This is a genomic window from Kitasatospora sp. NPDC054939 (genome assembly GCF_053610105.1).
On the sequence record NZ_JBSGXP010000003.1, the window covers coordinates 65,478 to 83,654 of the forward strand.

General features: G+C 70.1%; 21 protein-coding genes. All 21 read left to right on the forward strand.

Annotated elements, in window-relative coordinates; all coding sequences use genetic code 11:
- The first annotated feature begins 1 nt into the window (after position 1).
- Positions 2-337 (forward strand): hypothetical protein, encoded by a 336-nt coding sequence (locus ACWGB8_RS01910; RefSeq protein WP_452209247.1) that lies wholly within the window; start codon positions 2-4, stop codon positions 335-337.
- A 14-nt stretch (positions 338-351) separates the two neighbouring features.
- Positions 352-1,680: a DUF2637 domain-containing protein gene (locus ACWGB8_RS01915; RefSeq protein ID WP_452209248.1), complete on the forward strand. Its 1,329-nt coding sequence runs from the start codon at positions 352-354 to the stop codon at positions 1,678-1,680.
- 96 nt (positions 1,681-1,776) lie between these two features.
- Positions 1,777-3,732, forward strand: coding sequence for a hypothetical protein (locus ACWGB8_RS01920; RefSeq protein WP_452209250.1), 1,956 nt, complete (start codon positions 1,777-1,779; stop codon positions 3,730-3,732).
- Positions 3,733-4,065: 333 nt separating this feature from the next.
- Positions 4,066-5,760 (forward strand): TROVE domain-containing protein, encoded by a 1,695-nt coding sequence (locus ACWGB8_RS01925; protein ID WP_452209252.1) that lies wholly within the window; start codon positions 4,066-4,068, stop codon positions 5,758-5,760.
- A gap of 56 nt (positions 5,761-5,816) precedes the next feature.
- On the forward strand, positions 5,817-6,107 hold the full coding sequence (locus ACWGB8_RS01930) for a hypothetical protein (RefSeq protein WP_452209254.1): 291 nt from the start codon (positions 5,817-5,819) through the stop codon (positions 6,105-6,107).
- Positions 6,104-6,481, forward strand: coding sequence for a DUF6221 family protein (locus ACWGB8_RS01935; protein ID WP_452209255.1), 378 nt, complete (start codon positions 6,104-6,106; stop codon positions 6,479-6,481). The genes ACWGB8_RS01930 and ACWGB8_RS01935 overlap by 4 nt, the downstream gene beginning before the upstream one ends.
- A 149-nt stretch (positions 6,482-6,630) precedes the next feature.
- Positions 6,631-7,077 (forward strand): hypothetical protein, encoded by a 447-nt coding sequence (locus ACWGB8_RS01940; RefSeq protein WP_452209257.1) that lies wholly within the window; start codon positions 6,631-6,633, stop codon positions 7,075-7,077.
- 28 nt (positions 7,078-7,105) lie between these two features.
- On the forward strand, positions 7,106-9,217 hold the full coding sequence (locus tag ACWGB8_RS01945) for a hypothetical protein (protein WP_452209259.1): 2,112 nt from the start codon (positions 7,106-7,108) through the stop codon (positions 9,215-9,217).
- A 10-nt stretch (positions 9,218-9,227) separates the two neighbouring features.
- Positions 9,228-9,392 carry a hypothetical protein gene (locus ACWGB8_RS01950; protein WP_452209260.1) on the forward strand — a complete coding sequence of 55 codons (165 nt, stop codon included), beginning with the start codon at positions 9,228-9,230 and terminating at the stop codon, positions 9,390-9,392.
- 57 nt (positions 9,393-9,449) lie between these two features.
- Positions 9,450-9,914: a hypothetical protein gene (locus ACWGB8_RS01955; protein WP_452209262.1), complete on the forward strand. Its 465-nt coding sequence runs from the start codon at positions 9,450-9,452 to the stop codon at positions 9,912-9,914.
- On the forward strand, positions 9,914-10,174 hold the full coding sequence (locus tag ACWGB8_RS01960; protein ID WP_452209264.1) for a hypothetical protein: 261 nt from the start codon (positions 9,914-9,916) through the stop codon (positions 10,172-10,174). Before ACWGB8_RS01955 ends, ACWGB8_RS01960 begins: the two co-directional genes overlap by 1 nt.
- 3 nt (positions 10,175-10,177) lie before the next feature.
- Positions 10,178-11,740: a hypothetical protein gene (locus tag ACWGB8_RS01965; protein WP_452209266.1), complete on the forward strand. Its 1,563-nt coding sequence runs from the start codon at positions 10,178-10,180 to the stop codon at positions 11,738-11,740.
- Positions 11,741-11,814: 74 nt separating this feature from the next.
- Complete coding sequence (locus ACWGB8_RS01970) at positions 11,815-13,398, forward strand: phage portal protein (RefSeq protein WP_452209267.1); 1,584 nt, start codon at positions 11,815-11,817, stop codon at positions 13,396-13,398.
- The gene (locus ACWGB8_RS01975; RefSeq protein WP_452209269.1) at positions 13,391-14,377 is read left to right on the forward strand and encodes a hypothetical protein; all 987 of its coding nucleotides are present in this window, start codon (positions 13,391-13,393) and stop codon (positions 14,375-14,377) included. The genes ACWGB8_RS01970 and ACWGB8_RS01975 overlap by 8 nt, the downstream gene beginning before the upstream one ends.
- 83 nt (positions 14,378-14,460) lie before the next feature.
- Positions 14,461-15,180 (forward strand): phage scaffolding protein, encoded by a 720-nt coding sequence (locus ACWGB8_RS01980; protein WP_452209271.1) that lies wholly within the window; start codon positions 14,461-14,463, stop codon positions 15,178-15,180.
- Between the two features lie 106 nt (positions 15,181-15,286).
- Complete coding sequence (locus ACWGB8_RS01985; RefSeq protein ID WP_452209388.1) at positions 15,287-16,216, forward strand: phage major capsid protein; 930 nt, start codon at positions 15,287-15,289, stop codon at positions 16,214-16,216.
- Positions 16,217-16,288: 72 nt separating this feature from the next.
- The gene (locus ACWGB8_RS01990; RefSeq protein WP_452209272.1) at positions 16,289-16,741 is read left to right on the forward strand and encodes a hypothetical protein; all 453 of its coding nucleotides are present in this window, start codon (positions 16,289-16,291) and stop codon (positions 16,739-16,741) included.
- The gene (locus tag ACWGB8_RS01995; RefSeq protein WP_452209274.1) at positions 16,738-17,073 is read left to right on the forward strand and encodes a hypothetical protein; all 336 of its coding nucleotides are present in this window, start codon (positions 16,738-16,740) and stop codon (positions 17,071-17,073) included. Before ACWGB8_RS01990 ends, ACWGB8_RS01995 begins: the two co-directional genes overlap by 4 nt.
- A 66-nt stretch (positions 17,074-17,139) precedes the next feature.
- Positions 17,140-17,499 (forward strand): HK97-gp10 family putative phage morphogenesis protein, encoded by a 360-nt coding sequence (locus ACWGB8_RS02000; RefSeq protein ID WP_452209276.1) that lies wholly within the window; start codon positions 17,140-17,142, stop codon positions 17,497-17,499.
- On the forward strand, positions 17,496-17,942 hold the full coding sequence (locus ACWGB8_RS02005; RefSeq protein ID WP_452209277.1) for a hypothetical protein: 447 nt from the start codon (positions 17,496-17,498) through the stop codon (positions 17,940-17,942). Before ACWGB8_RS02000 ends, ACWGB8_RS02005 begins: the two co-directional genes overlap by 4 nt.
- A complete protein-coding gene (locus ACWGB8_RS02010; RefSeq protein WP_452209279.1) occupies positions 17,939-18,166 on the forward strand; it encodes a hypothetical protein in 228 nt (75 codons plus the stop codon). Before ACWGB8_RS02005 ends, ACWGB8_RS02010 begins: the two co-directional genes overlap by 4 nt.
- Positions 18,167-18,177: the final 11 nt, after the last annotated feature.

Here is an 18,177-nt window from a genome sequence, read left to right on the forward strand (position 1 = left end):
CATGGCCCGCCACGCCACCCCCGCCGAGCAGCAGGCCCTCAGCGTCAGCAGCCTCGCGCTTGCCGCGCTCACCGCCCAACTCGTACCCGGCATCCTCACCGCCGTCCTCGCCGCGGTCCTCGCCCACTACCTGATCCTCTACACCGCCGCCCTCACCCTCCGCCTCGACCCCGCGCAGCTCCTCGCCGGCCACCACGACACCCTCCGCGCCATCACCGCCGGCACCCTCCTCACCATCGCCGCCGCCCTCCACGCGATCACCACCCTCACCACCCACGCACTCACCACCACCGCCCGCCACATCACCCCCCAGCCGCCCGCACCACGCCAGCCCTGAAAGGAGCCCCGGCCATGACCCCCAGCAACACCGAGCTCGCCAACACCACCCCGCCGGGCGACACCCCCACCAGCGAGCTCACCACCCCCCAGAAGCTCACCATCACCGCCATCGTGGCCGGCGCCACCGCCATCGCCGGCATCGGCTTCGCCGGCTCCTACAAGGCCGTCGTCCAGCTCGCCATCAAGAAGAACTTCGGCAGCTTCGCCCACGTCTTCCCCCTCGGCGTCGACATCGGCATCAGCACCCTCCTCGCCCTCGACCTCCTCCTCACCTACTTCCGCATGCCGTTCCCCCTCCTGCGCTACGCCGCCTGGGGACTCACCGGCGCCACGATCGCGTTCAACGTCGCCGCCGCCTGGGGCGACGAGATCTCCGTCGGCATGCACGCCACCATGCCCATCCTGTTCGTCCTCATCGTCGAGGCCGGCCGTCATGCCGTCGGCCGGATGGCAAAGATCAGCAGCGGCGCGTTCTACGAGAACCCCCCGCTGGTCCGCTGGATCATCAGCCCCTGGCCGACCTACCGCGTGTGGCGCCGCATGCGCATGTGGAACATCCGCTCGTACACCGACGTGATCGTGATGGAGCAGGAGTCGAAGGTCTTCCAGACCACGCTGAAGGTGCGCCACGGCCGCGGCTGGAGGAAGAGCGCCACCAAGGAGGAGCGGCTCGCGATCAAGCTCGCCCGGCTTGGGAAGCCGATCAACGTTGCGCTTCACGAGGCCCAGGAAGCGGCCGCCATCGAGGCGCCACGAGACGCTGCCAGCAGCCGCCCCGGAGGCGCCACCGAAGCGCCACGGGCCGCCCTCGCGGGGCGCCCCCAAAGCGCCACGGCGTCCGCCATCATGGCGCCCCGGCCAGCCGCCCAGGGCGCCATCGAGAGCGCCACGAAGGCGCCACAGGAGCTAACCCAGGCCCGCCACGAGAGCGCCCCGCAGGGCGCCACGGTCGACCTCACGAAGCGCCCCAAGGCCGCCACCGAAGCGCCCGCCATGGCGCCACCAGAGCGCCCCGCCGCCGCCGTTCAGGGCGCCACGGAGACGCCCCCGAAGCGCCCCGTCACCCGCCACCGAAGCGCCACCAAGGCGCCCCGCCAGACCACCTCAGGGCGCCCCGGAGCGTCGCGCCGAGACGCTGCACGGGACGCCATCATGGCGCTCTACGACACCCTCGGGAAGCGCCCCCTGGAGTCCGAGATGATCGCCGAGCTGAAGGCCGCGAAGCTCCCCCACTCCCGCCAGTTCGCCAACGCCCGCCGGCTGGAGATCGAGAAGGATCACCCCGAGCTTGCCGCGCTCGGCTCGGACAACGTCCGCCCGCTCACAGGGACGGACGGCTGACCTGACGGCCCGACGGTGACGCCCAGCCAGGGACCCGGCTGGGCGGACGCCGCGAGCACTCAGACCACCCTACCCCCGCATCGAGAGGAGCCCCTCGTGGCCCAGTACCTGCCCCCCGCCGAAGGGGCCCGCATCCTTGAGTTCCTGCCCCGCCCGAAGCGCGAGGACGGGACAACGGTCGCGCCGACGATGGCGACGACGACGGCCGTGACGCCGACACCCCCCGAATCGGACCCCGATCCGGGTCCGTCGTCGTCGACGCCAACCACCGCCGAACCGGCGTTTCCGCTGGTCAAGGCCAAGCCTGCCCTGTCGAAGCGCTTCCTCGCCGCGTGCGTAGACCTCGCGACCCGGGCCGGTGCCCTCGTCGTCCGGCGGCGCGTTGAGCTCGCCCCCGCCATGTCCGTCGGCGTCGTGACCGGCCTTGGCTGGTGGCAGAGCCTCGCCGGGCTCGGTGTGTGGGGGACTGTCGCCTATGCGGGCCTGGCGGTCGCCGGGGCGGCCATCACCGGGGTCGGGGTGGAGAAGAGGAACGAGATGCTGGCGCGCGGCGGCGCGGGGCTGACGCTGGTCTTCGCGGACATCGCCACTGCAGTCGGCGCCGGCCCCGGCGGCGTCTCCCTCACCGCCACCGCGGTCACCACCGGCGCGGCGTACGCGGTGTACGTGCCGTGGCTCGTCGGGTACCGCAAGGACCAGAAGGCCCTGTCCGGGAAGGCGGGCGCTACGGCGAACGCGAACGCCTCCGTCAACCTGCAGGTGGACCAAGGTCGTGCCGAGCTGAACGCCACCGCCACCAGCAGCAGCGACCAGAGCGTCGAGCGCGTCCCCGGCGGCCCGTTCTGGGACAAGGTCATCCCCTACGCCGACGACGACTCCGACGACATCCAGGACCCCATCCGCATCGGCTGGGACGAGTACGGGCAGCCCGTCCTGCTGACCATGCTCTACCGGCACACCCTCGTCGCCGGCGCCAGCGACTGGGGCAAGTCCGGGATCATCAACCTCATCATCAAGAAGCTCCTCAAGAAGCGGCACGTCGAACTGTTCGGCATCGACATGAAGCCCGGCGCGGTCGAGCTCGGCCCGTGGGAGCCGAAGATGCGCAAGCTGGCCCGCACTGCCGAAGAGGCGCGCGACCTGCTCCTCTTCATCCGGGCCGAGTGCGACCGTCGCGGTGCCCACCTGGAGGAGCTGTCGAAGCGAGAGATGGCCGCCGGCCGCGAAGTGATCCGCAAGTTCATCCCCGGCGTACACGGACCTGCCTGGTTCATCGTCTCCGACGAACTGGCCGAGCTGGTTCGACAGGACAAGGAACTCCGCAAGGCCGAGGCCGAACAGCGCAAGCTGGACCCGGATCTCGGGCCGATGGAGCGGGAGATCACCGACATCTACGAATCGTGCCTGGCCCTCGCCCGGAGTAACGCGATCCAGTTCGTATCCGCCACCCAGCAACCGTCATCGTCCGTCTTCGGCGGGAAGACCGACGCCCGCGGAAACTACGTCAACCGGATCTCCACGCGGGTCGCTGAACCCGACCACGCACAGTTCGTGTTCGGCAAGCGCTACCAGGCACTCGGCCTGGACCCGGCGAAGCTTCGCCGTCCCGGGGAGGCCTTCCTCGCGTGCCCGGAGATGCCAGACGATGTTCTGCCGGCCCGGATTCGGGTCGAGTACGTGACTGACCTGGACATCGCCCAGGATGTGGCGCACCTCCACGCCATGGCTCCGGCGGCGACCCGGCCGGTCGGCAGCGGGGTGCAGCCCAGCCTGTTCAAGCCCGCCCCGGCGAAGCCCGCAGGCCCGCCGCCGCCCGTCTACCCGGACGGCACCAGCGTCCCCCGCAGCGAATGGCCGGACCTGTACAAGGTGTTCACCCAGCTGTGCGCCGAGCAGGGCTACGCGACGAAGAACGACCTTGTCGAGCGCGGGCCGTACTCCAGCCGGGATACGGTCCGGAACGCCCTCGACGCGTGGGCGCAGCACGGTGTTCTCGCCCGCAAGGCCAGCAAGACCGAGAGGTTCTACCTGCCCGACCCGGAACTGGACTGACACGCCCTCTGCTCCAAATGAGCTGACAAGCCACCTTTCGGAGTACTATCAGCGCAACAACTTCATGCACCTCCCGGTGCGCAGGACTACGGCTACTTCTCTGGGTTGAATCACGCCGCAGTCCGCATTGATCTCGGGAGGCACAGCATCCGGGGTGCCCGGTGCGCAGGCGACGGCTACTTCCTCTGCAAAAGGGGAGACGCGGGTTCGAATCCCGCCGCCAGCCGCAAGGCTGGTGTCGTCTAGCGGCCCAGGACACCTTGTCGCCGTCTCCGACCCAGAACTCGGGCACCCCACTGCTGAAGCCTCCCCTCCACAGCGAGGGGTTTCTTCATGTCCCGCTTCAACACCCGCACCACCCGGCCGGTCGGCACGTCGCCCGTGGCCACCACCGGTGCCACGACCCGCACTGCCGAAGGAGCCACCGGCCACCTCCGCGACGAGAAGTCCGAGCTGTTCCTCCTCGCGATCTCCAACAAGGTCGGCGCCGACACGTTCTACGAGGGCGCCGAGCAGCGCGACGACCGCTACGAGCAGCTCGTCCGGCGCCTGGCCGTCGAGGACCCGGACTGGACCGCCGCGCTCCTGCACTGGCTGCGGACCGACGGCAACATGCGCACCGCCTCCCTGGTCGGCGCCGCCGAGTACGTCCACGCCCGTCTCGCCGCGGCCGGCAGCCGCGAGCCCCGCCGGCACGAGACCCACGACCCGGCGGGCCGGTGGGAGGGCGATACCCTCGCGTACCGCACCTCCACCAACCGGTCCGTCATCGCCTCCGTCCTGCAGCGCCCGGACGAGCCCGGTGAACTCCTCGCCTACTGGACGTCCCGCTTCGGCCGCAACGTGCCGAAGCCCGTCAAGCGCGGCATCGAGGACGCCATCGGCCGGCTGTACACCGAGCGCACCATGCTCAAGTACGACACCGTCTCCAAGGGCTACCGGTTCGCCGACGTCATCGAGCTCACCCACCCGAGCCCGAAGGCATCGTGGCAGGGCGACCTGTTCAAGCACGCCATCGACCGGCGTCACAACCGCGACAACCCGATCCCGGACTCGCTGCCCGTCCTCCAGGCCGCTCGTACCCTTGCGAACCTGCCCGTGGAGCAGCGCCGCGCCTACGTTCTCGACCCGACTCTCGTCACCTCCCCCGGGGGCCTGGCCGGCGCCGGGTTCACGTGGGAGCGCCTCGCCGGGTGGCTGCAGGGTCCGATGGACGCCGCCGCCTGGGAAGCGATCATCCCGTCGATGGGCTACGCGGCGCTGCTGCGGAACCTTCGGAACTTCGACGAGGCTGGCGTCAGTGACAAGGTCGCGGAGCAGGTCGCGGCCCGGATCGCCGACCCCGCGCAGGTCGCGAAGTCCCGCCAGTTCCCGTTCCGGTTCTGGGCGGCGCACAAGCACGTCCAGTCGTTGCGGTGGGGCCACGCCCTGGAGAAGGCCCTCTCCGCGTCCCTCTCCCAGGTGCCGGCCCTGTCTGGACGAACGCTGATCCTCGTCGACCGGTCGCCCTCGATGTTCCCCGGCTGGAGCTACTCCACCTCGAACGCGTCCGACATCACCCTGGCCGAGCAGGCTGCTCTCTTCGGTTCCGCGCTCGCGATACGTGCAGCGGATGCGACGCTGGTCGAGTTCGGCGGCGAGAGCCGCGAGGTTGCGGTGCCGCGTGGCAGTAGCGTGCTGCGGCTCATGGAGGCGTTCACCCAGATCGGCGGCACCGACATCCCGTCGGCAGTGGCTAAGCACTTCCGCGGCCATGACCGGGTCGTCATCGTGACGGACGAGCAGACCCGTGCCGGCTACCTGCCGTCCAACATGTACCTGTATGGAGGCGTTCGGGAGACCGCGATCGACGACCTGATCCCGGCGCACGTCCCCGTGTACATGTGGAACATGGCCGGCTACAAGGCGGGCGCGATGCGCTCGGGTTCGGGCAACCGGCACACGCTGGGGGGTCTGACGGACTCGGCGTTCGCACTGATCCCGCTGCTCGATGCGGGCCGCAACGCGGACTGGCCCTGGGCGAAGTAGTCGCAGTGCCCGCCCCGGTTCGCGCCGGGGCGGGCACTCCTACGGGAGGATGAGCCATGGCCCTCAACGAATACACGCCGCCACCCGGCAAGGTGGCCATCAGTACCGTCGTCGAGATCAACGGCAAGCGACTCGCTGCGCAGGCCTTCGCCGACGCCGAACCGTGGAGCCAGGACGAGCAGTACCAGGAGTCCATGAAGGCGGACCTGTTGCGGTCACTCGGTGAGGCCATCGTCAAGGAACTCCGCCCGGAGATCACCGCCACCCTGTCGCCGCCCACCCTGCGCGAGGCGCTCAACGAGGCGCTCCGGCCGTTCGACTACCCGTACGGAGCGCTGGGCCTGTGAGCGACAGCCTGGTGGCGTTCTTGAACGCCCGACTGGACGAAGACGAGCAGATCGCATGCGACCCCATGGCGACGACATGGACGAAGTCCGACGCGCCCAGCATCTTCGTGATGGGCGACAACGAACTGGTAGCCGAGACAACTGACTTCTGCGCTGCCCGGCATATCGCCCGCCACGACCCGGCGCGGGTGCGCGCCGAGGTTGCGGCGAAGCGGCAGATCCTCGTGGAATACGAGACGGCCGCCACCTTCTACGGCAAGAACAGGCACGCACCCGCTGGTGAGCTCCATGGGCTGCACGTGGCTCTCCGCTACCTGGCTTCGGTCTACGTGTCGCACCCCGATTACCGGCCCGAGTGGGCGCCCGACGCCTGACCGACCGTGCCGGTCTCCGAAGCCCCGCCCCTGACCGGGCAGGGCTTCGTCGTTTCCAGGACCGGCCCACGCCCATGCTCCGATAGACCCGCACCACCCCGGGACCCTCCACCCGACCAGCACCCCCGCGCGTCCCCCGGAGGATCCCCGTGGCCAACATCGTCTTCAACGTAGCCCTCGGCCGAGTCGCCTACTACGCCAGCCTCCCCGCTGCCAACGACGGCCTGGTCGCCGTCCCCATCGAAACGTCCGGCATCGTCTCGGACGCCACCATGCGCGACTACGACGACCTCGCAGCCCTTCTCGCCGGCGCGTCCAACGAGCAGACCACCATGACCCGTAAGGCTCTCGCCTCGGTCACCGTCACCGTCGACGACACCAACGACCGTGTCGCCGTCGACTGCGCGGACATCACCTGGACTGCCGCGACCGGCAACGCTGTGTCCGCGCTGGTGATCTGCTACGACCCCGACACCACCGGCGGCAGCGACTCGGACCTCATCCCGCTCGTCAAGCTGGACTTCGCCGTCACTCCGGACGGCAGCGACATCACCGCAACGATCAGCGACTTCTACCGCGCCACCTCGGCAGCCTGACCGCCACCACTGAGGGAGGGGGTGGCTGATGGCGACCCGGTTCTGGCTGACCAACTCGGCCGCGCCCTACACGCCCACGACCCGGCGCGGGGCGTGGGACGTCGCGTCGGGGGAGGACGTGCAGCTCCTCGGCCGCAAGCCGGCCGGGTCTGCCGGCACGTCCAGCATCAACGCGGGCTCCACCGCGGCGGACCGGGACGTGCTGCTGCATCGCTCCATCTCCGCAGGAGCCGTGAAGGCCGGCACGATCTCAGGCACAGTGTCGTGGACGATCGGCGCCCGCGAGTCCAACGTCGACCTCAACGGCGTCTGGCACCTGCACATGTACGTGACGTCCGGCGACAGCGACACCCCACGCGGCACCCTCCTGGCGGACTACATCGGCAGCAGCGAGTTCACGACCACCGCGACCGGCACCCAGGTCCTCGCCCAGGCCGTCAACTCCGTTGCCGTGCAGGTGGGGGACCGGATCGTCGTGGAGATCGGCTACCGCGCCACCAGCCTGTCCACGACGTACAACGCCACGATCAACTACGGGTCGAGCGGCACCACCGACCTCGGCTCCGGCGACACCGCGGTCACGACGAACCCGGGCTGGATCGAGTTCTCCGGCGCGGACGGCCTGTACACGGCGGCGTTCGGCACGCTCGTCGACGCGTTCACCAGCAGCGTCGACTCGAAGTGGACCAAGAGCACCAACATCAGTGCGACCGGCGGCCGGGCCCGCATCCCCTGCACCACCACCCTGGAGTCCATGTACACCGCCACGGCGTACGAAATCCAGGGCACCGCCGTCAAGTTCCAGGTCCCCACCCTGCCCGCCACCGGCGGAGGCTCCGGCGCGTTCTTCGCCGCCTACCTGTCCGCCGGCCCGACCGTGCAGACCACCAACTTGGAGTTCCTGTACACCCCGGCGACCAGCAACCTGCAGCTGCGCAACAACGTCGGCGGCTCCGACGGCTCCCCGACCAACCTCACCTACAACGCCACGGACCACGCCTGGTGGCGGTTCGCCGAAACGGGCGGCTCCATCACCATGGACACCAGCCCCGACGGCAGCACCTGGACCACCCGCCGCACCATCTCCACCCCCACCCAGTGGATGCGCCAGGGCAGCCTGATCCTCTACCTGGAGGCGCAGCGCACCAGCGGCACCGCGGATAACGCTGAGATCGACAACGTCAACAACACGACCGGTCAGAGCATTGCCCTCGGCACCGCCACCGAGACTGCGACCGCGCAGCCTGTCGGCCGGGTCAAGCGCCTGACTGCCGGCACCGCGCTGGAGTCCGAGACTGCCCAGACCGCTGGCCGGGCCAAGACCCTGACGCCTTCCCCCGCTGCCGAGACCGCCAGTGCCCAGGCCGTCGGCAAGGCCAAGACCCGCATGACCAGCCCCGCCATGGAGATCGAGCAGGTCCAGTCCGTCACCGCGGTCCGAGCCATCCCGCTCGCCTCCGCGCAAGAGACGATCGCCGTCCAGGCCCCGGGGCGTGCGAAGGCCCGGCTCCTCTCCCCCGCCGTCGACACCGGCACCGCCCTCGCCCCCGCCGCTGCCAAGACCATCGCCCTCGGTACCGCCGCCGCTGTCGACACGGCCCTCGCCCCCGGCCGCACCCACGCCCGGGCCATCAACCCAGCCGTCGAGACCGCTACCGCCTTCACCCCAGGCCGACTGAAGACCATCCACCTCGCCCCCGCCACCAGCATCGAGACCGCGATCCCCGCCACCCAGCCCTCCCAGCAGACCACCCACGGCCTGCGGCTCACCGGCACACCCACCACCCCCTGGACCGTCCACGGCACCACCACCCCGTGGGCCTGCACCGGAAGGACAACCCCCGTGGACGCGCTGAGCACGGAGTACTACGAGGTCGGCGTCACCTGGGACCGCGGCACCCCCACCAGCTACGGCGTCGACATGGCCATCGTGTCCGTGGGCCACGAGCCCGACACCGGCGACTGGCACACCGCCGCGTGGGACACCGACAGCGGCGGCACCGGCACCGTCGCGAAGCTCCTCGTCGGCCCCGCGGGCGGCTCGGTCACGCCCGTGCCCGGACGGTACCGGGCCTGGGTCCGTGTGGAGGCCACCCCGGAGCTGCCAGTCCTCGCAACCGCCCCCTTCGACATCACCTGAGGAGGCGGCGGTGACCAGGAAGCAGGGCAAGGTCCGCTCGCAGGCTCAGTGGCGATGGATGTTCGCCACCAAGCAGCCCTTCGCGCGCCGGTGGGCGGGAGCCCGCAAGCGTGCAGCAGGGACCACCACCGGCTACCGCACGCTGCCGGCGCGGCGCAGCACCCGCAAGCGCTGACCGTTCGCAGGCCCAGCCCCTCCTCAGGCGATCATCCCCGAGACCCAAGGAGGAGCCGTGACGTCACCGAACCGGTACGAGAAGGTGGAGATCTCCCAGCGCCGCGCCCGCATGATCCGAGCCAGGATCGACGGCCTGAGCTTCGAACAGATCGCCGCCGACCCCAGCTACGGCTACAGCAGCGCCGAACACGCCCGCAAGGACTTCACGCGGGCCCGGCGCGCCGCCAAGGAAGCAGAGCAGGAGATGTGCGACCTGTGGCTGGAGCAGCACGTCGACCGCCTGGAGTACTACCTCTCCCGGCTAGCGGACAGGGTCGAGCGCGGTGAGCCGCGGGCGATCGAGGTCGCCGTGATGGTGTGCAAGGAAATCGCGAAGGTGCAGGGCCTGTACGCGCCGATCCGCGCGGAGGTGACTGTGACGCAGGCGCCGACGGATGTCGACCTGGAGCTCCACGAGATGATCGCCGAGGCCAAGGCGCGCGTCGCCGCCGAGGAGGCGCAGCTGCGAGGTCAGGGCTGATGGCTGCGACCTGCTACGCGTTCGACTCGCTGGTGCCGTCCTGGCTCGCCGAGGACCCTGGCTACGTCGCTGCCTTGGGTGAGCATCTCGTCGCCCGCGTCGAGCTCCAGGGCTGGCAGGTCGTCGGAGGGCCGGCCGTCACGCTCGCCGACTGTGAGGCCCGCATCCCGATCGGCACCGTACTCCTGCGCGCCGAGGTGATGGTCGAGGAGTACGACATCGACATGGCGGACGACATGTTCGGCGCCGCCGGGGAGTAACTCGTGACGGACCTCGCCGCCGGCGTCGTCGACTCCTACCTCGCCGGGCAGTCCGGCGAGGACTTCGACCTGCACCGGTACCTGGCCCGAGCCGTCCCGGACGCCCGCCTGCTCGACGACCCGGACGGGCGTAGGACGTTCACCCGGCTCGATCCGATGCTGTTCGGAATCGTGTACCTGCGTCACCACCTGCGGGACTCCGAAGGGCGGGTGACGTTCGGCGACGCGCACCTGGACTGGTGCCGTGCCGCACGCAGGTGGGTGCGCAAGCCGGTGATGCCGGCGGAGCAGCGGGACGCGTACGTGGCCCCGCGAGAGACCGGCAAGAGCACGTGGTGGTTCCTGATCCTGCCGATGTGGGCCGCGGCGCACGGCTGGGTGAAGTTCACGGCGGCATTCAGCGCCAGCGCAGCGCAGGCCGAGGCGCACCTGTCGACGTTCAAGCAGGAGATCGACCACAACGAGATCCTGCGCACCGACTACCCGGAGCTGTGCAACCCCGCGAAACGCCCGAACGGCGGCAACGTCGCCGACACCCAGCGCATGTACATCGCCGAGTCGGGGTTCGCTTTCGCCGCCCGCGGCATGGACTCCAGCTCCCTCGGCCTCAAAGTCCGCAACCACCGACCCGACCTCCTACTGCTGGACGACGTCGAACCGGACGAGTCCTCGTACTCCCCCGACCAGGCCCGCAAGCGGCTCGTCACCCTGCGAGACGCCGTCCTGCCACTCAACGTCTACGCGCGCGTCGTCCTCGTCGGCACCGTGACGATGCCGGGCAGCATCGTCCACCAGCTCGTCAAGCACGGCCAGGGCATCGAGACCGCCGAGTGGATCGCCGACGAGGGCTTCGTCACCCACCACAGCCGTCCGATCATCCGCAGGGACGACGGCACCGAGCGGTCCATGTGGCCCGCGAAGTGGCCGCTCACCTACCTGAAGAAGATCGAGCACACCCGGTCGTTCGCCAAGAACTACGCCAACGACCCGATGGGCGCCGACGGCGACTACTGGTGCAGCGACGACTTCCGCTACCCCGGTACCGACGGGCCCGACCCGATCACGCACATGGTCCTCTCCATCGACCCGGCGGTCACGGCGAAGGCCACCAGCGACTACACCGGCCTCGCGGTCGTGTCCTGGTCAGCGGAGACCCGCCGCTGCACCGTCCATGCGGCAGTCCAGGTTCGGATCCCGCCCGGCGCGAAGTTGCGGGAGCGGGTGCTGGCGCTGCTCGACGAGTACCCGGAGGTCGGGCTGATCCTCCTGGAGGTGAACCAGGGCCACGACACGTGGGGGGCGATCTTCCACCACATGCCGGTGAAGGTGAAGACCGTCAGTCAGAGCGAGCACAAGACCACGCGCGCGGCCCGGGCCCTCAACCACTACCAGCGCGGCCGTGTCCTCCACGCCCGTGCACTGCGGGACCTGGAGGAGCAGATGGTGGGCTTCCCGCGCGCCCCTCATGACGATCTTGTTGATGCTGCGGGATCGGCGCTGACGAGATTCCTCGACCAGGCGAAGCGGCCGGTGCCGTCCGCGACCAGCCACACCTACGCCCGGTAGCGCCGGCAAGCATGTTGCCGTTTCCAAGCTGCAAGCACCTTCCTCCTACGGTGATCGCGACCTGAGGAGGCGTGGTGACCGCTAGCGACGACCTGTGGATGGGCCTGGAGGCGCTGCGTGAGGCCCGGCCTGCGTACGTTGAGGCCGCCGCCTACTACGACGACGAAGTCCCCGAAGTGTTCGCCTCCACCCGTGTCCGCCGCGCGATCGCCCGCACTGGCACCGACCACGGCAAGCCGTACATCGCCATGGTCGTCGACGCCGTCGTCGACCGCATGAAGCTCGCCGCCGTCACCAGCCCCAACCCCGAGCAGGCCGAAGCACTGCAGAAGGTCTGGGACAGCAACCGGATGCGCCGCGAAGCCATCAAGATCCACCGCTGGCAGGCCGAATACGGCGACGCCTACCTGATCGTCCTCCCCCACGAAGACGACAAAGGCAACGTCATCGGCGTCGACCAGTACGCCAACGACCCGCTCACCGTCCGCATGATGTACAGCACCGAGAACCCCCGCGAGAAGGCCTACGCCGTCAAGCGGTGGTGCGAGGCAGTCGGCATCGACCACCAGGTCCACCGGGCCGAGCTCTACTACGACGACCGGGTCGAGCGGTGGACCACCAAGGTGGACTCGCCCGGCACCACGCAGGGCGACTGGGAGCCCTGGCTGCCGGACGCGATCGTCGATGAAGGCGGTGGGGTAGTCGAGCCGGACAGCGACGCGTGGATCATCTCTCACGACTACGGGGAGATCCCCGTCTTTCACTTCCGCAACGCCGAGCCGTACGGCGTGCCGGAGCACCGCCGCGGCTATGGCGCCCAGGACACGATCAACAAGCTCGACGCCACTCACATGGGCACGGTCGACTACCAGGGATTCCCCCAGCGGTACGCGCTCACCGAGGCTGCGAACACCGACACCGGCGACCTCGACCCCAGCGACTTCGACGACGACATGTTCCCGGCCGACCCGGCCGCTGGCCCGTCGGACAGCGGGGACGACTCGTCGCTCAAGTCGGGCCCGGGTGAGGTGTGGACGCTCCGCGGGTTCCGGCAGGTAGGCCAGTTCGACGCGGCGCAGCCGTCCGTGTTCTACGACCCGATCGAATTCAACATTCGCTCCATCGCGACGCTCACCGTGACCCCGCTGCACCTTTTCGACCCGTCCGGCGACCAGCCGTCCGGACAGTCGATCCGCGCACAGGACGCCCCGTTCGTCGACAAGATCCGAGACCGGCAGGAAGGCGCCACCGACATCTGGCAGGACTCCCAAGGATTCGCCCTGCACCTCCTCGACCACGAGGACCCCGTCGTCGACGTGCGCTGGCACGCCGCCGAGACCGTCGACGACAAGGACAGCTGGGAGACCGCCCGCATCAAGTCGGACCTCGGCGTGCCGCACCGCCAGCTCCTCCTGGAGGCCGGCTACAGCGACGACCAGGTGACAGTGTGGCTGGAGTCCCCCACCGACGACGCCGCCGAACTCACCCGCCGCCTCGCCGACCTGTCAAGCCTCGCCGACACCGTGCAGAAGCTGGGCGCGGCAGTGACGTTGGGCGCGATCGACGAGGCGCAGGTGCAGGCGCTGATCGGCCCGGTTGTCGACGCCATCACCGGAAGGCCGACCGTCGCGCCGGATCCGGGCCCGGCCGGTGACTAGGTTCTCCGACCTGGCTGACCTCATCCAGGACGTCCACATCGACTCCGCCCGCCGCATGGAGCAGGAGGCGATCCGCACCGCCACCGGCCGCGCCGAGGACCTCCTCGCGGACGCGCTCGCCAGCGCGCTGACGGACTGGATCCGCGAGTTCGGGTCCGTCCACGCACCCGGGCAGGGCCCGGCGCTGGACCGGATCCTCTCCGTCGTCCAAGAGCGCATCCACGACGCCCTCCTCGACCTGGCCCCGCGCGCCCGACGTGCCGTCCTTGCCGCCCTCCCGGAAGCCGTCCGCCTCGGCGCCGACCAGGCACGCCAGACCCTCGAAGGGCTCGGCCAGCAGGCAGCTGGGCACATCGAGGCCTCCCGTGAACTCCTGGAGGAAGCAGAGCGGATCAGCCGGCCCGTCGCCCACTACCTGGAGCTCGCGGACCGGCTCCTCGGCCTGAAGCCGACGGCGTTCCCTCGTCTCCTCGCCGTCCTCAAGACGGCGCGCCGGGCCGTCTCCCATATCCAGTCCGCGATCGGCTGGCTCCTCAACCGGGGCGTCAACTCCGGCTCGACCAAGGTCGCGGAAGCCCTCGGCCTCGGGCTGCTGTGGGTCGCCGAGCCGGACGCATGCGTGAGGTGCGCCGCCTACTCGGGCACGGTTGCCGAGCATGGCCAGCCGTTCCCGGGCGGTCTGTCGTACGACCCCCAGCAGCGCCAGCCCGACGCCGCCCCCATCGACGGGCCGCCGCTTCACCCGCACTGCCGGTGCCGCGCGATCCCCTGGTCCGAGGAGTGGGGTGACCGGATGCCCGCGCTCCTGCAGCGCCAGGCCGACCGGTCCGTCGCCCGCGGATGGTCCCTGCCGTCCGAGTCCGGGCCGGCCCGTGTCCGTGCGGCCCGTGACCTCCTCAAGTCCGGCCGGCCCCTGCCCCCGCGGGTAGCAGCCCGTGCCCGCCGGGCTGTTGCCGAGGGCCGCTTCGCCCGCCGATGATCGCAAGCCCCTGCCGGGCCGCGGCTACGGTCACGGCCAGTACACGACACCCCCGTGATGGGAGACACCCTGTGGACGCTCCGGTGATCGGACCCTCCAGCACCCGCATCAGCCTGCCCCCGTGGACGCTCCTCGGCTACCGCGCCGACGGCCGCCCGATCTACAACCTCGCCGGCGGCGCCGAGGACGACGACGGCACGGACATCGAGGTCGACGACGACACCGAGGACGACGAGACGGACGCCGACGAGATCGAGGACGACGACGTCGACGAGACGGCGGAGGAGAAGCCGAAGCCCAAGCCGCCCGCCACCGAGTCCAAAGACCCGGAGCTGGAGCGGCTGCAGGCCGAGCACGCCCGCACCGTCGCCGCCCTGAAGAAGGCGAACGAGGAAGCGAAGCGCCACCGTCTCGCCCTCAAGGCCCGCGAGGTCAGGGACCGGGAGAACGAGGGCGACCACGAGCGCGCCATCCGCGAGGCCGCCGAGGCCGTTGAGGAACGCTGGAAGCCGCGCATCATCAACCAGGCCGCCCGCGCCGCGCTCGCGGAGGCCGGCGTTGCCGGATCCCCGGCCCGGCTCCTGAAGCTCCTCGACCTGGACGCCCTGTCCGTCGACGACGACGGCGACGTCATCGGCCTCGACTCCGAGATCGACCGGCTGAAGGAGGAGTACGCGGAACTGTTCTCCCGGCCCGAGCCTGCCAAGCCCCGCGCCCGCCCCACCGGTGCCCAGAAGCCGGTGTCGGTCGGCAAGCCGAAGAGCAGTTGGGACCAGCACGCGGCGCGTTTGCGAGGCAACTGACCCACACACCTAGCGTGATCACGTGCCCGTCCGGTGATCGGCCAGGCCCGAACGTACTGCCCGAGGCGCCCGTGATGGGGCCCGAGCCACTCAACCGCTCCGCCCCATCACCGCCCAGGAGGGCACCGTGGCACGCAACACCCTTGAGGCATGGATCCCCGAGGAGTGGGACTCCCAGGTCATCCAGCGCATCAACCAGGTCTCCGTGGTCGAGGCTCTCGCCTCCCGTACGGCCATGTCCACCGACACCCGGCACGTTCCCCGATCGGCGGGCATGGGCGTGGGTGTCGTCGACAAGGGTGGGACCTACGGCGAGGATGCCAGCCTCAACGACGAAGTCGTCCTCACCGTCAAGAAGTTCGGGCAGGCGGTTCGCATCGCCGAGGAGGACATCGACGACTCGGTCGCCAACGTGATCGCCACGAAGATGGTCGACTGGGGCACCTCGTACGCGAAGATCCTCGACAACTCGTGCCTTGCCGTCACCGCGGCCCCGGGCACTGGCGTGCCGTTCACCAGCCTGTACTACCTGCTGGCGACCACCGACAACAACCTCGGCTACACCGGCAACGACAACATCACTATCGCCGCGACCGCCGGCAACGCCCAGTACGACGAGTACTCCGCCGCGCTCGGTGATGTGGAGACCGGCGAGTACTTCGACCCGACCACCCTCGTCGCCATCGCGCACCCGTCGTTCCGCAAGTACCTGCGCGGCGTCAAGGACAGCCAGGGGAACCCGATCTTCGTGCAGGGTCTCGCCGGGACCCCGGACACGATCTTCGGGGTGGAAATCCGCTGGTCGCTGGGTGCCCGCACCTCGCCGACCGCGACCACATCGCCGACCGGACGCCCGATCCTCGCGTTCGTGCGCACCGACATGATGCTCCTCGGCGTCCGCTCCGGCCCCGAATCCGTCCTCATCGACGGCCGCGACGGCCTCAGCGCCCTCACGGACGAGTCCATCCTCAAGATGCGGTCGCGCCGCGGCTGGGCGTACGGCCACCCGGCCGGCGCCGCCATCCTCGTCGGCTGACCCAGCCCTGACCCCCGCGCCACCCACACCCCCTGAGGGTGGCGCGGGCCCGGCACAGCCAGGGAGGACCAGGTGCCGATCCAAGCGTGGACCGACGCCGCCGCCGTACTCGCCATCACCGGCGTCGAAGCGACGGACCAGCAGATCCTCACCGCCCAGTCGCAGGTCGAGATCCTGTGCGGACGGACCTACGACGACACGGCACGACTGCGGACCCGGGACCAGTACTGGCTCGGCCGAGCCGTCGCCTGGCAGGCAGTGTGGGCAGCGCAGCAGGCCGGCCTGGAGGCGCGCATGGACTTGACGTCCAGCACGCAGGACGGCGTCTCCGCGAACCTCACCAACGACGCGGTCGTGCTCGCACCCCTCGCGGCACGGGCCGTCAACCGGCTGTCGTGGAGGCGCAGCCGCACGCTCCACGTCCGCTCCGCGTTCGTCGACGGCACCAACAACTGGGGCATCAACCCGCTCGCGGACGGCTCCGACGACAGCATGACGTGGACGCCCATGGCAGGCGCCCCGTGATCGCCAACACCCGGGTAACCGTTCTGCGGGGGACTGCCAGTAGCAATTGTGAAGATATCTACGACCTACCTACCGAGGCCGGCGGAGACGACCAGACGAGCATCCCAGCCAGCCTGATCGAGAGCGCCCGGACCATCACCACCCCGAACAGCCTCACCCCCCGCGTCGTCCGGTACACCATCGCCCGGCTCCACCCCGCCACTGACGTGACCGAGGACGACCGGATCCGTGACGAATCCACCGGCCGCATCTACGAGGTCACCGCGGTCACCCGGCCCACAGCACTGGGGTTCACGCCCCACATGCGGCTGGACCTCAAGCTCGTCAACTGAGCGGCCACACAGCCTGGGGAGACCGGGCGGCCAACCTAGCCCACCATCCGGAGAGGACGGCGGACCATGACCCTGCGCGAAGACCCCAGCGCCGCCGTCCACCTGGACGCCGCCCTGCACCGCACTCTGATGCGGCTGGGCGAGGACATGGCCGCCGAGGCCCAGGGCCTGGCCCCCGTGAACACCGGCCGCCTCAAGCAGTCGATCCGGGCGGAGGTCGAGGGCCTCGTCATGCGGGTGTCCACGGACGTCTCGTACTGGCGGTACGTCGAGTACGGCACCGGACCGCACATCATCCGGCCGCGGACCAAGCGGGCCCTGTACTGGGAAGGCGCTGACCACCCCGTCGCGATGGTCAATCACCCGGGGACGCCGGCGCAGCCGTTCCTCCGCCCCGCGCTCCTCAAGCCGTGGGCACTGCGATGACCATCACCTTGCGCGCCACCACCGAGCTTGTCGCCGTCGCATGGCTTCGCGGCGTCGTCGGCGACATCGTCGCGACCACCCTGCCCCGCAACAACAGCACCTGGGCGGCGAGCGGGTTCGTGACCGTCGGCACCGTAGGCGGCACCGCCGGTATGTACGTGCCGTTGCGGTCGCCTGTCGTATCGGTGGACTGCTGGGCAGTGTCCCCGTCGTCCGGCCGGCCGCCGTGGAACAAGGCCGCGCTCCTCGCCGAGCAGGTGCAGGCCGGGTGCTGGGACCACGAGGGAACGCCCCGGCTCCTCACCCTGCCAGCAGGGTTCCCGCAGGCGCGAGTGCTGTCGGCGTACAGCACCTACGAGCCGCGGCGGGTGCCGGACGACGAGGCCAGCTATGCCCGGATCAACCTCGGCCTGTCCGTGAACTGGGTTGAGGTGGCGGCATGAGCGAGCGGTGGGCGTTGCAGGGGGAGCGAAGCCGGGAGCTGTGGACCTGGCAGGGACGGGTCCTCGTCCACAACAGCAAGCCGGAGCTGGAGTTCCTCATCACCGGCGCGAAGCCGGTCCGGTGTCCGCGCAGCATCCCCGACGAACAGACCATCCCGTTACGGCTCCACCCACAGTTCGAGCACCATCGCTTCCCGCTCCGGCGGGAGGACTACCGCCGATGACCCACACAACT

What these genes read in the sequence shown, in the direction of transcription:
- ACWGB8_RS02010 (WP_452209279.1), top strand. Translation starts at nt 17,939, where the DNA reads ATGAGCGAGCGGTGGGCGTTGCAGGGGGAGCGAAGCCGGGAGCTGTGG.
- ACWGB8_RS02000 (WP_452209276.1), top strand. Translation starts at nt 17,140, where the DNA reads ATGACCCTGCGCGAAGACCCCAGCGCCGCCGTCCACCTGGACGCCGCC.
- ACWGB8_RS01925 (WP_452209252.1), top strand. Translation starts at nt 4,066, where the DNA reads ATGTCCCGCTTCAACACCCGCACCACCCGGCCGGTCGGCACGTCGCCC.
- ACWGB8_RS01930 (WP_452209254.1), top strand. Translation starts at nt 5,817, where the DNA reads ATGGCCCTCAACGAATACACGCCGCCACCCGGCAAGGTGGCCATCAGT.
- ACWGB8_RS01960 (WP_452209264.1), top strand. Translation starts at nt 9,914, where the DNA reads ATGGCTGCGACCTGCTACGCGTTCGACTCGCTGGTGCCGTCCTGGCTC.
- ACWGB8_RS01910 (WP_452209247.1), top strand. Translation starts at nt 2, where the DNA reads ATGGCCCGCCACGCCACCCCCGCCGAGCAGCAGGCCCTCAGCGTCAGC.
- ACWGB8_RS01915 (WP_452209248.1), top strand. Translation starts at nt 352, where the DNA reads ATGACCCCCAGCAACACCGAGCTCGCCAACACCACCCCGCCGGGCGAC.
- ACWGB8_RS01945 (WP_452209259.1), top strand. Translation starts at nt 7,106, where the DNA reads ATGGCGACCCGGTTCTGGCTGACCAACTCGGCCGCGCCCTACACGCCC.
- ACWGB8_RS02005 (WP_452209277.1), top strand. Translation starts at nt 17,496, where the DNA reads ATGACCATCACCTTGCGCGCCACCACCGAGCTTGTCGCCGTCGCATGG.